Source organism: Lysinibacillus sp. KCTC 33748 (genome assembly GCF_002237755.1).
Classification (GTDB): Bacteria; Bacillota; Bacilli; order Bacillales_A; family Planococcaceae; genus Lysinibacillus.
In genome coordinates this window covers 1-12929 of the sequence record NZ_MWSJ01000041.1, presented here as the reverse complement: position 1 = coordinate 12929, position 12929 = coordinate 1, and the positions used below count along the sequence as shown (strand labels likewise).

Here is a 12929-nt window from a genome sequence, read left to right as displayed (position 1 = left end):
GATCAAACTCTCCATAAAAAGAAATTTGATAAGCTCAAATTGTTTTGCTGGCATCATGTTTGATGTCCAAAATTTTGTTTCGTTCACTAACTCAAGGTTAGTTACTAAAAACTTTATTGATTACGTTTTGCTTGTTCAGTTTTCAAGGTTCATTTCGTTGTCGTTGTTTTTTCAGCGACTTCTTTATATTAACATTTAACTCAATTCATGTCAACAACTTTTTTAAAAAGTTTTTTCCGTTCGTTGAGTTTTTTATTATGTCTTAGCGACAATTAATATAATACAATATCAATTAATTAAAAGTCAATAACTTTTTTATAAAAAATATCGAGGTATTTTTCATACCTCGATAACTAGCATACTACAGTCCTTGCTCCATTTCTAGAGCTTCTTTATTTACCTTATAATGACGGTGGAATATCATTTCACTTTTCGCAACGATCGGTTCAATTTGAATATAACCTTTGTCCACTAGATATTCTACAAATACTTCTAAATCTACTGAGTAATTCATGAGCTCACCATGATCATGCAATTCCTGAATAGTCCAAGTATCCTTTGTTTGCATGACTTCTAAAATATGTTGGGCGCCGTCTCGAGTACGTGAATGTATTAAAAACTCACTCGCTAAAAACAATAGCTCTAATCGTTTCTCTATTGGCTCAGTACTTGTAACGAGCTCCTCGTACAATTTATAAATCGCTGGTTCTATTTTTTTCACCTGTGCCCAAACAGTTACTTCAGGATAAAGTCCACTATCAATAATGGATAAACGGCCTAAGTGATGTAACGAATCTACTACATGATTATAAGCATCAAGATAGCTACCTTTATCAAAGTATTCTTTTCCTTCTAAGTAGCGACGAATTAATTTTGAAAATTGAATGCCTGTTTTGATTTTACGACCACTAAACGGAAACTCCTGTAATTCAATTTTTAATTTATGAAGAAATTCATTACGATCAAATAATACTCTTCCAAAGAAAATCCAATCGACCACTTTTTTATTCGAGCCAATAAGCAACCATTTTCGTATTATTTTCTCGGTAACCGTATGTAAAGCTACTTTATTTCCTTCATATAGGTAATGTTTCGTAAAGACTGGCTGTTCTGCTTCTTTTACGATAATAAGTAAGATTGTATCAAATGTATCTGTAACATTACTTTGTTCCTCTCGTTTTTCCACTAAAATAACGCCTAGTGTATTCGACTGACTTGCACGTTCTTGATATATTGGACGCAAAACTTGTTCCATGTTCAGTCCCCCTCTATTTGTTTGTAACCTTTTATCTTCATTCAGTGGATGTCACGGATTTACACCGTGCTCAATTACGCCAAGGCGAAATTGATTTCGTTAAAATTTCGACATACTCTAAAAGTAATCCTTCTTTCCACGTTTTCAAAGCTAAAATACTTTGTTCTTATATGTTATAGTAGATTTTAGGTTGGGAGGCAAGATGATAAATGAAACCTTACAAAAGTAAAATTAATAAAATCCGTTCATTCGCATTAGCACTTATTTTTATCGGCTTTGTAGTTATGTATGGGGGAATTTTCTTTAAAAACTATCCTATTCTAGTCTTAATTTTCATGACCCTTGGTGTACTTTGTATTATTGGTAGTACAGTTGTTTATGCATGGATTGGACTGCTCTCAACAAAAGCTGTTCAAGTCGAATGCCCTAATTGCCATAAGCATACAAAAGTATTAGGCCGTGTAGATATGTGTATGTACTGCAATGAACCATTAACTCTGGATCCAACTCTAGAAGGAAAAGAGTTCGATCAATCTTATAATAAGACAAAAAATTCCTAGCCCTCATAGAAGAGCTAGGAATTTTTTATTGTACTTTTGCAGATACATCTTTACACGATGGACAAGTGCCGTAAATTTCTAAACGATGCGCATGCACATCAAAGCCTGTTACCTGTGATGCAAAATGTTCAATTTCGTCGAGACCAGGATAATGGAAGTCGACTATTTTTCCACAGCATTCACAAATCATATGATAATGATCGTTTGTAACGAAATCAAAGCGGCTTGAAGCATCACCGAAAGTTAGCTCTTTTACTAGACCAACTTCACGAAATACGCGAAGGTTATTATAGACAGTCGCTACACTCATATTCGGGAATTTCCCTTCAAGTGCTTTATAAATTTCATCGGCAGTTGGATGTGCCATTGTTTGAATTAAATATTCCAAAATAGCATGACGCTGAGGAGTAATACGAACACCAGTTGTTTTCAACGTGTCAAGTGCATCCTGTAAATGCATTTCAGACATCGTCATGCACCTCTTCCATAAAGATTATTAATTGATAATAGTTATAATTAGTGTATCCAATTTAACTTACTTCTGTCAACATTCATACACATTTCACTTTAACTTCAGTCAACGGGTGTCACGGAATTATGCCGAGGTATAATTGATTTAGGACCTCCGCTTCAATAACCTCTTGATAAATCTAGCCTATTTTCTACATCTGTTTCACCACGTAACCACTTCTCTAAATTCGACTTAAAAATCTCTAAGCTACGTTCAACATAGCGAGAAGAGTGACTTGAAATATGCGGAGACACAATGACATTCGGCAAAGTCCATATTGGATGATCCGCAGCTAAAGGCTCTTGTTCAAATACATCTAAAACAGCGTAACCAATTTCACCTGTTTGAATGGCATGCATCAAAACAGTCTCTTCTACTAAATTCCCACGACCAAAATTCATAAAAATGGCGTCATTTTTCATCGCTTTAAAATGGTCTGCTTTCAATAAATGTGTCGTCTCTTCTGTTTTAGGTAAAACTGAAATGACAATATCAGCCTTAGGTAAAGCTTCGGCTAATTGCTCAAAACTCACCAATTCATTCATATATGCCGCTTCGTTCCCTGAACGGTTACAGCCAATTGTTGCAACACCAAAAGCTTGCAATAAGCGACCTACTTCCGAGCCAATAGCTCCAGGTCCCAAAATAAGTGCTGTGCTATCTCGCAACTCGGTTTGTTTCGCTTTTTTTGACCACTCGCTTTTCTTCTGCTGTTCATACACCCATGGTAGTGCACGCTTAATCGCTAAAATATGAGCAAGCATTGACTCTGCCATTGGCGTTTTATGAATGCCACGCACATTCGAAACTACTATTTCTCGGTCAATAATGGCTTGAGCTGGCATTTTTTCGATCCCTGCTGAGGCTACAAAAATCCATTTAACCTTTGTCGCATACTGAATATTTTCATCATTTAAATCTTCACCATATGTCACAAGCACATCTGCTTCTTGTAGCTCATTTTTTGATAAACCATTTTCAAAAACAAAATCCACTTGTGGAAATTCTGCTATTAGTGGTTCACGTAAATCTGGTCTTGGTTCAAACGTAAAATAAATTCTCATTGCTTCGCCTCCCATCCTGCTAAATATGTATATACTTCTTCAATATGATTTTTCACACGTACTTTACGCCAAGCCTTTATCAAATTTCCTTCGGTATCAATTAAAAATGTTGAACGTTCAATCCCCATATATTCACGTCCATACATCTTCTTCAGCACCCAAACTCCATAGGCCTCTGCCACGGCATGATCCTCATCCACTAATAGTGAGAATGGTAATCCATGTTTATCTATAAATTTAATATGCCTTTTAGCTTCGTCAGGGCTAATACCAAGCACAACTGCATTTAATTTACTAAAATCCTCATGCTTATCACGGAAGTCACAAGCCTCCGTAGTACAGCCTGGTGTCATATCTTTAGGATAAAAATATAAAATAACGTTTCGTCCTTTAAAATCCGCTAACTTTACTACTTCTTCTTTTTCATTCATAAGGGAAAAATCCGGTGCTTTTTTACCTTCTATTAAAGCCATATCAATCTCCTCCTCTGTACGCTTTATTTTACTCTAAATAGCAAAACAAATCATATCCCTTAATTTCTTTGGATTTCTTGCACTGATAGGTCTACAATAGATGAAGTATAAAGATTTAGGAGGCAATATATATGAATCACACAAAATCTGAAGCAGTACACGCAGAAGCGCTACAGCATATCGTTGGTGGTGTAAATAGCCCTTCTCGTTCTTATAAAGCAGTCGGTGGAGGTTCACCTGTTGCTATGACTCGTGGGAAAGGTGCTTATTTTTGGGATGTCGATGGTAACCGTTATATCGACTATCTAGCAGCTTACGGTCCAATCGTTACTGGTCACGGTCACCCACATATCGCAAAGGCTATTACACACGCTGCTGAAAATGGCACTTTATTTGGGACTCCAACTGAATACGAGGTTACTTTTGCTAAGATGCTTAAAGAAGCAATGCCATCTATGGATAAAGTACGCTTTAATAACTCTGGTACAGAAGCTGTCATGACAACAATTCGTGTAGCACGTGCTTATACTGGCCGTACAAAAGTTATGAAATTTGCTGGATGCTACCATGGTCACTTTGACTTAGTATTAGTGGCTGCTGGTTCTGGTCCTGCGACATTAGGTACTCCAGACTCAGCGGGTGTTACAACTTCAACAGCCGAAGAAGTAATCACAGTACCATTCAACAACCCTGAAGCATTTACAGAAGCGATGGATAAATGGGGCGATCAAATCGCTGCCATTTTAATAGAGCCTATTGTTGGGAACTTCGGTATTGTAGAGCCTAACCCTGGCTTCCTAGAATTAGTGCATGCTACAGCGAAGGAAAAAGGTGCATTAACTATTTACGATGAAGTTATTACTGCTTTCCGCTTCCACTACGGCGGTGCCCAAAACTTGTTAGGTTTAACACCTGACCTAACAGCGCTAGGCAAAGTAATCGGTGGTGGTTTACCAATCGGTGCATACGGCGGCCGCAAAGAAATTATGGATACAGTTGCTCCACTTGGACCAGCCTATCAAGCGGGTACAATGGCAGGAAACCCCGCCTCTATGCAAGCTGGTATTGCCTGCCTAGAAGTATTACAAACTCCAGGTATTTATGATGAAATGGATCGTCTTGGAGCTATTTTAGAGGAAGGTATCCTAGCTGCAGCAAAAAAACACGATGTAACAATTACTGTTAATCGCCTTAAAGGTGCTCTTACTATTTACTTTACAGATGTGAAAGTAGAAAACTATGAGCAGGCTGAAAACTCAAATGGTGAAATCTTTGGACGCTTCTTTAAATTAATGCTTGAACAAGGCATTAATTTAGCACCATCAAAATATGAAGCATGGTTCTTAACAACAGAGCATACAGAAGCTGATATTCTTGAAACAATCAAAGCAGTAGATCTTGCATTTTCACAATTGTAATTTGTAATTTTAAAGGCTAAACGCCTAGTGAGAAACGCAATTTATAATAGCATCTAGATTATCTAACTTTTAAAGACGACTCCCATGCGAGTCGTCTTTTTCTTTAAATGACATACAAATCTATGTATTTTATGAGCACTTCCTTCTATAATGTAAAGAAGCATTATTTATGCAGCCTGAGTCCCTCTATTTCAGCGGATGTTTGAACACCTGCTGAATAGTAACTAAGTCTGCATCGGGAGACTTGAAGTTAAAAATTTTAGACAGAAAGGACATCCATTTTCTATGAAATTAGGTGCCCGTGTATTTAAAACTGGTGTTGCCATCGTGTTTGCACTATTTATTGCTGAGTTGCTAGAGCTTCCTTCACCTGTTTTTGCAGGAATTGCAGCAATCTTTGCGATTCAGCCATCTATTTATCGCTCCTATCAAACAATTGTGGAGCAAATACAAGCCAATATTATAGGAGCTACCATCGCGGTCATTTTTGGCTTACTTTTTAGTCACCATGTAGTAGCAATCGGCATTGCAGTCATAGTTGCTATCGGTATTATGTTGAAATTTAAACTTGAAAAATCGTTGTCTCTAGCACTTGTTACTGTTGTAGCTATTATGGAGATTCAAGGAGATGACTTTCTTACATTTGGTCTTATTCGCTTTCTTACCATATTAGTTGGGGTGTTAGCAGCATTTGTTGTCAACCTGTTCTTCCTACCGCCAAAGTATGAAGTAAAGCTATTCCGTAAGATTTACTTTTTACAGGATGATATTATTCGATGGACGCGACTTGCTGTTCGTCAAGCATCTGAGCATACTTCTACTAAAGAAGCATTAAGCAAATTTAAGTCGCGTATGCAACGCGTTGATACACTATATGATTTTTATAAGGAAGAGCGTAATTACTTTAAAAATAAAAAATTTGTAAAAGCACGTAAATTAGTTGTGTATCGTCAAATGATCACAACGTCAAAGAAAAGTTTAGAGCTTCTTCATCGTCTTCATAATCATGAAAACGAATTAGCCCAGCTTCCGACACAATTTCATTTAATGATTCAAGAGCGGCTTGATTTTCTGCTAACTTACCATGAACAGCTACTGTTAAAATACACAGGGAAGTTAAAGCCCGAACATTCGGAGTGGAGTAAAAACATCGATTATGTTCAGCGTAACGAGTTAATGGAAATATTCATCAAGCAGATCAGTTATGCGCATGAGGAAGGCGATACAGAATTTTCGAGCTATCACTTGCTTTATATTTTATCGCGTATTTTAGATTACGAAGAAAACCTAGAGCATTTGGATACGCTCATTGTGTCGTATCAAACTCATCACGGCCATGAAATCAATGTGGAATTTGAAGAGGAATTTGTTTAACAATTTAAAGAGAGCGAAGAGTTGGCATGATGTCCATCTCTTCGCCCTTTTTTATTAGCTTTTCATTTTCGGATCAAGCGCATCACGTAGGCCGTCACCCATTAGATTAAACCCGAGAACCGTTAACATAATAGCTAAGCCTGGGAAAATCATCGTCCACGGAGCCTTTAATAAATATACGCGGGCATCCGCCAGCATTTTCCCCCATTCTGGTGCGGGTGCTTGAGCTCCTAATCCAAGGAAGCCTAGTGCTGCCGCTTCAATAATCGCTGTCGCTATCGCTAGTGTTCCTTGTACGATGATTGGTGTCATCGAGTTTGGCAAAATATGCGAAAACAAAATTCGCGAGTCACGCATTCCAATCGCCTTTGCTGCTACGATATACTCCTCTTCTTTAACACTCAATACTTTCGAACGAATTAAGCGCCCAAAATTCGGTACGTTAATAATGGCAATGGCAATCAGTGCATTTTGTAATGATGGTCCAAGTACTGCTACTACCGCAATCGCTAGTAAAATACTAGGAAATGCTAACAAAATATCGAAAATTCGCGAGATTATCGTATCAACCCATCTTCCATAATACCCCGCAATAATGCCAAGGAAACTACCTACAATAACAGAAAGAATAACCGATAAAAAGCCTACTTTCAAAGAAATTTGAGCTCCATGAATAACTCTAGAGAAAATATCCCGTCCGAAGTCATCCGTTCCAAACCAATGCTCACTTGATGGTGCTAATAAACGCATCGAAAGGTTTTGTTCATTCATTCCTTCAGGAGCAATCTGTGGACCAAATATAGCAAGAAAAATAAAAAATAGTACAATACCTGCACCTACCAGGGAGATTTTACTCTTTTTAAAGCTACGCCAGCCTTCTCTCCAAGGACCTGCCGCTCGTTCACGTCTTGGTGCTACTTCTGTTTTTACATCCATGGCTCCAGTCATTAGTGCTTCTCCCCTCTATTTGTATTTAATCCGCGGATCAATCACTGTATACAGTAAATCCACAATTAAGTTAATCACGATAAAAATAAAAGCAATTACTAAAATACCTGATTGAATAACAGGGTAGTCTCGGAAGCCAATGGCATCATATATATAACGACCAATTCCAGGCCAGCTGAAAATTGTCTCTGTTAAAATAGCACCACCTAGTAGCAATCCTGTTTGCAACCCTATGACAGTTAACACTGGGATAACTGCATTTTTCAATGCATGCTTATAAACAACAATAAACATTTTTTGCCCTTTTGCTCTAGCGGTGCGTACATAGTCAGAACGCATTACTTCAAGCATAGAAGACCTAGTCATTCTTGCAATAATCGCCATTGGAATTGTCGCAAGAGCCATGCCCGGTAATACTAATCGTTTTACTACCTCGGTAAATTGATCAAAGCGGCCTTGGATGAGCGTATCTAGTAAATAAAAATGAGTAATGGCGGTTATTGGGTCTCGCACATCTTCTCGCCCGGATGTCGGGAACCAGCCAAGCTGATTACTGAAAGCCCATTGTTCCATTAAACCGAGCCAGAAAACCGGTACAGACACCCCGACTAAAGCAACTACCATTGCCACATAATCGAACCAAGAATTTTGGAACCATGCAGAAATAATGCCTGCATTTACGCCAATAATCACTGCAATAATCATGGCAAACAGCGCTAGCTCAGCTGTTGCCGCTAAATACGGGAAAATTTCCTCTGATACGGGTAATTTAGTACGTAATGATACTCCTAAATCCCCCTGAAAAATGCCACCTAAATAACTAAAATATTGTGTATACCACGGCTTATTTAATCCTAAACTTGCGTTTAACGCTTCGACCGCTTCTTTCGTTGCCTGCTGCCCTAAAATTACTTGTGCTGGATTACCAGGAATTGCACGAATTAACATGAAGACGATGAAAGTCATTCCAAGCAAAACTGGGATTAGTTGGGATAATCGTTTCCCCATATAGTGAACCATTTTTTTCACCCCTCTGTTATTTTCATAATATACTTTTGCACTAAAAGCATTGAGGTCTTTACACATACTGTAGAAAGGGTCAGCTTTCACCAACAAAAGAATCCGCTAGATTTCTACGGCTTACCCGCAGAAAGCAAGCAGATTCTTTAAAATTTCTTCTCTTCTTAAATTAAAACCTGTTGGGATAGCCGTTTAAACCTACTTCACATCTACTGTATCTAAACGGTCAGAACCTGTCGGATGTGCAACATAGTTTGTAACTTTAGTATTAGCAGCTAAAATTGGCGTAGAGTGAGCAAGCGGAACCCATGGTGCATCTTTAGAGATAATCACTTGTGCTTGCTTGTAAAGGTCATTACGCTCGTCCTCATCCATTTCAGTTTGTGCTGCAACAAATAATTCGTGCACTTCTTTGTTGTCATAGAATGTATAGTTGTTAGAATGGATATTATCTCCGTCTAATAAAGTGTAAAGGAAGTTATCTGCATCCCCGTTATCACCTGTCCAACCAAGTAAGAACGCATCTGCCTCTCCATTTTCCGCCTTTTCTAAATACGTAGCCCATTCAAACGTTACAATCTTAGATTTCATACCAACATCTGCTAAATTCTTCTGAATGGCTTCTGCAATTTTTTGACCGTCAGGCATGTACGGACGTGGTACAGGCATTGCCCATAGCTCGATTTCTTTACCATCATAGCCAGCTTCAGCTAATAATGCTTTTGCTTTTTCTGGATCATAGTCATAGCCTTCAACCTCATCGTTGTAGCCTGCAATTATTGAAGGCATCGGATTTTTTGCTGTCTCGCCTAAGCCTTCATAAAATGCATCTACTAATGCTTGCTTATCGATTGCATGATTTACTGCTTGACGAACCTTTACATTATCGAACGGTGGACGAGTTACTGTTAATCCAAGATAACCAACATTCATAGAAGGACGTTCGATTAATTGTAAATCTGCATTTGATTCGATTGAAGCTTTATCAGATGGACTTAAGCCATCAACTACATCAACCTCAGCGTTAGTTAATGCATTGAATCGTGCGGAGTTATCTGGAATAGAACGGAAAATAACTTTATCTAATTTCGGCAAATCTGCAATACGGTAATCAGGGTTTTTCTCAATAGTGATAGAATCATTTCGTTTCCACTCTACAAATTTAAATGGACCTGTACCTACTGGATGATCTTTAAGTGCCTCATCATTCTTTTCAAATGCTGTTGGTGAGGCAATAGCAAATGGTGACATCGCTAAGTTTTTCAAGAATGGTGCTTGTGGCTGAGCTAGTTTAAATATAACTTTATAATCCCCATCAGCAGTGATCGACTCAATTACTGACTTTTCATTTACCGTGAATTGAGAAGCGTAGTATGGGAATTTATCAGCACCACCAGCTTTCCAGCGCTCAAAATTTTTCACGACTGCTTCAGCATTAAAGTCAGTACCGTCATGGAACTTAACCCCTTCTTCAAGTTGCATAGTATACGTTAACCCATCTTCTGAAGATTCCCAAGATTTTGCTAGCCCTGGGTGCAACGTTACATCGTTCTCTCCAAAGTTAATTAGAGTCTCATAGATATTTACGGTAACTTTAAACGATTCACCTTCTGTTACTGTCGCTGGATCGAGAGCAGTAGAATCGCCACCACGACCATATACTAATGTTTTTGGTCCACTACTGCTAGTTGAGTCACCACCACTTGATGTATCTTTACTACCCGTATCCTTAGAATCTGAACCGCCACAAGCAGCTAAGATTGTCGAGAGAACAAGGATAAGCATTACACCCAAAGTCCAAAGCTTTTTTTTCTTCATTCAATTTCCCCCTAAGTTTTTTTATATCATTGAATGTTGGATTGCATCGTAAAGTGAAAGTTTAATAAGTGTTTTTTCATCCCCACTGTATTAGTTTTCACCAATCGGGCATTTACGGGCAGGTTACTCTCCCACCTAGCTTCTTTACTTTCATTGAATTTTTAGGAAGGAGTCTTGTACCTATCGCTAAGCTTTAGATAAATTACTGCCCCGTTAATGCTGGATAAAGATGACAAGCAACAAAATGACCCGGTTTCACCTCTTGCATTTTCGGAACTACTTGAGAACACTCTTCTTTTTTAAATGGACATCTCGTATGAAAAGTGCACCCACTTGGTGGATTCGAAGCACTCGGAATATCTCCAGAAATAACAAGCTGTTCACGTTCAAACATAGGATCTGGAACAGGTACCGAGGATAGCAACGCCTGTGTATACGGGTGAAGTGGCTCAGCATATAAATCTTCACTTGCTGTCAACTCCACTAATTTCCCTAAATACATCACACCTACACGATTACTAATATGGCGTACAACCCCTAAATCATGGGAGATAAAAATATAAGTTAGCTTTAAATCCTTTTGTAGGTTTTGCAATAAATTCAATACTTGAGCCTGTATAGATACATCGAGAGCTGAGACAGGCTCGTCCGCAATAATCAAGCGCGGATTCGTCATCAGCGCACGGGCAATGCCGATACGCTGTCTTTGACCACCACTAAATTGGTGTGGATACCGTTTCACATGATATTCATTTAACCCAACAATTTCGAGAAGCTCTAACACTTTCTTCTTCCGTTCTTTTGCATTGCCCATCCCATGAACAATAAGGGGCTCCTCCAATATCTTCCCAATATTATGTCTAGGATTAAGAGAAGCATAAGGATCTTGGAAAATCATTTGAATATCTCTACGGGCTTTGCGCATCTCATTATTGGATAATTCAGAAATTACCTTTCCTGCAAATTCAATTTTGCCCTCAGTTGGCTCAAGCAATCGCATTAAAAGTCGACCAGTCGTTGATTTACCGCACCCGGACTCACCTACAATACCTAATGTTTCTCCTTCAAAAACTTCAAAGGAAACATCATCTACTGCCTTTACGTCCCCAACTTGTTTATTAAGGACCCCCTTCCGAATGGGGAAGTACTTTTTCAAACCATCAACTTTCAATAAAGTTTTCGACATGTTGCTCCACCTCCTGTTTCTCTAGTAAAAAGCATCTTGATTTATGCTGCTCTCCTGCTTCATATAAAGGTGGCGTTTCTTGTACACAGCGTTCCATCGCAAATTCGCAACGTGCTGCAAAACGGCAGCCTACCTGAATACTTCCGGGTTTTGGTACACTGCCTGGTATAGAGTAAAGGTTGTCCTTCTTATAACGCATATCTGGTACAGACTTAATAAGTCCTTGTGTATAAGGGTGCTTTGGATTAACGAATATCTCCTGAATAGGCGCCTCCTCTACGATCTGACCTGCATACATCACAATCACTCGCTCGCATGTTTCTGCCACAACGCCTAAATCATGCGTAATTAATAAAACAGCTGTATTTAAACGTTTATTTAAATCTTTCATCAGCTGCAAGATTTGAGCTTGAATCGTAACATCTAGCGCGGTAGTCGGCTCATCAGCAATCAGCACCTTCGGATCACAGACAAGCGCCATCGCAATCATGACCCGTTGTCGCATTCCCCCAGATAGCTGATGTGGATAATCTTTTAATAATTCCTCAGCACGAGGTAAACCTACAAGCTTCATAATTTCAACTGCCCTTGCGAAGGCTTCTTTTTTCGACCATTTTGGATTATGGATTAAAATCGCTTCTTTTAGCTGATCCCCAATTGTAAACAAAGGATTCAAGGATGTCATAGGTTCTTGGAAAATCATCGCCACATCTTTCCCACGAACTTTCTGCATTTGTTTATCAGATAATGTTACGAGGTTTTTGCCATCTAACCTTATTTCCCCTCCTGTTATTTTTCCAGGTGGTGACGGTATTAAGCCCATAATGGACAGGGATGTAACACTTTTTCCACTTCCTGATTCCCCTACTATCCCTAATATTTCTCCCTCATGAACAGAAAAATCAATATCATCTACGGCAGGAATTTGTCCATCATCTGTAAAAAAGGTTGTCTTTAAGCCTTTTATTTCTAGCAGCTTTTTTCTCATGATCAATCTCCCATCGTCCTATATTTTTACTTAATCACTCTAACTATCACTCAATTCCCTATTTTCAGATAATTCTAACCAAAAAACATCGCTCTTTCAATCATAATTGTTCTGCAATAAACATAGATTTTCTACATCGTTCGAGTTTCATATTAATAATGTCTTATTAATTGATACTAATTTATAAATAAGACAAAAAAATAGCCTTCCATTTATACTTTGAAGTGACCCCTAAAAGTTAGACACGGTTATTTCATTAGGCAGCTTGAGTAAAATGAGTTCGGTATTGAACCGGACTCATTTTTAATTTTGCC

Annotated in this window: 12 protein-coding genes; 3 read left to right on the top strand and 9 right to left on the bottom strand. The window is 38.4% G+C overall.

From position 1 onward, the window contains the following. Positions 1-361 precede the first annotated feature (361 nt). Positions 362-1255 carry a nucleotidyltransferase-like protein gene (locus B1B04_RS24830; protein ID WP_079564329.1) on the bottom strand — a complete coding sequence of 298 codons (894 nt, stop codon included), beginning with the start codon at positions 1253-1255 and terminating at the stop codon, positions 362-364. Between the two features lie 209 nt (positions 1256-1464). On the opposite strand from B1B04_RS24830, the gene B1B04_RS24825 reads away from it, so the two are divergent. Next, entirely contained in the window at positions 1465-1815 is a 351-nt protein-coding gene (locus B1B04_RS24825) for a YgzB family protein (protein ID WP_079564327.1), read from the top strand. Between the two features lie 25 nt (positions 1816-1840). Here the strand turns inward: B1B04_RS24825 and perR are convergent, their stop codons facing one another. The 3 genes from perR to bcp all read right to left on the bottom strand — a co-directional run bounded on the left by perR (position 1841) and on the right by bcp (position 3863). Beyond that, a complete protein-coding gene (gene perR / locus B1B04_RS24820) occupies positions 1841-2284 on the bottom strand; it encodes a peroxide-responsive transcriptional repressor PerR (protein WP_139377005.1) in 444 nt (147 codons plus the stop codon). Positions 2285-2445: 161 nt separating this feature from the next. Beyond that, positions 2446-3390 (bottom strand): D-2-hydroxyacid dehydrogenase, encoded by a 945-nt coding sequence (locus B1B04_RS24815; RefSeq protein WP_079564322.1) that lies wholly within the window; start codon positions 3388-3390, stop codon positions 2446-2448. Then, entirely contained in the window at positions 3387-3863 is a 477-nt protein-coding gene (gene bcp, locus B1B04_RS24810; RefSeq protein ID WP_079564320.1) for a thioredoxin-dependent thiol peroxidase, read from the bottom strand. Before bcp ends, B1B04_RS24815 begins: the two co-directional genes overlap by 4 nt. 131 nt (positions 3864-3994) lie before the next feature. Here bcp and B1B04_RS24805 point away from each other — a divergent pair, with 131 nt between their 5' ends. Continuing rightward, complete coding sequence (locus B1B04_RS24805; RefSeq protein WP_079564317.1) at positions 3995-5281, top strand: glutamate-1-semialdehyde 2,1-aminomutase; 1287 nt, start codon at positions 3995-3997, stop codon at positions 5279-5281. Positions 5282-5566: 285 nt separating this feature from the next. Beyond that, positions 5567-6655 carry an FUSC family protein gene (locus tag B1B04_RS24800; RefSeq protein ID WP_079564315.1) on the top strand — a complete coding sequence of 363 codons (1089 nt, stop codon included), beginning with the start codon at positions 5567-5569 and terminating at the stop codon, positions 6653-6655. 54 nt (positions 6656-6709) lie between these two features. Here the strand turns inward: B1B04_RS24800 and nikC are convergent, their stop codons facing one another. From nikC to B1B04_RS24775, 5 genes are all read right to left on the bottom strand, one after another. Continuing rightward, on the bottom strand, positions 6710-7603 hold the full coding sequence (nikC, locus tag B1B04_RS24795) for a nickel transporter permease (RefSeq protein WP_079564312.1): 894 nt from the start codon (positions 7601-7603) through the stop codon (positions 6710-6712). Between the two features lie 15 nt (positions 7604-7618). Next, positions 7619-8623 carry an ABC transporter permease gene (locus tag B1B04_RS24790; protein ID WP_079564309.1) on the bottom strand — a complete coding sequence of 335 codons (1005 nt, stop codon included), beginning with the start codon at positions 8621-8623 and terminating at the stop codon, positions 7619-7621. Positions 8624-8821: 198 nt separating this feature from the next. Next, the gene (locus B1B04_RS24785; RefSeq protein WP_079564307.1) at positions 8822-10441 is read right to left on the bottom strand and encodes an ABC transporter substrate-binding protein; all 1620 of its coding nucleotides are present in this window, start codon (positions 10439-10441) and stop codon (positions 8822-8824) included. Between the two features lie 202 nt (positions 10442-10643). Further along, complete coding sequence (locus B1B04_RS24780; protein ID WP_079564305.1) at positions 10644-11627, bottom strand: ABC transporter ATP-binding protein; 984 nt, start codon at positions 11625-11627, stop codon at positions 10644-10646. Then, positions 11602-12615: an ABC transporter ATP-binding protein gene (locus B1B04_RS24775; RefSeq protein WP_079564303.1), complete on the bottom strand. Its 1014-nt coding sequence runs from the start codon at positions 12613-12615 to the stop codon at positions 11602-11604. Before B1B04_RS24775 ends, B1B04_RS24780 begins: the two co-directional genes overlap by 26 nt. Positions 12616-12929 lie beyond the last annotated feature (314 nt).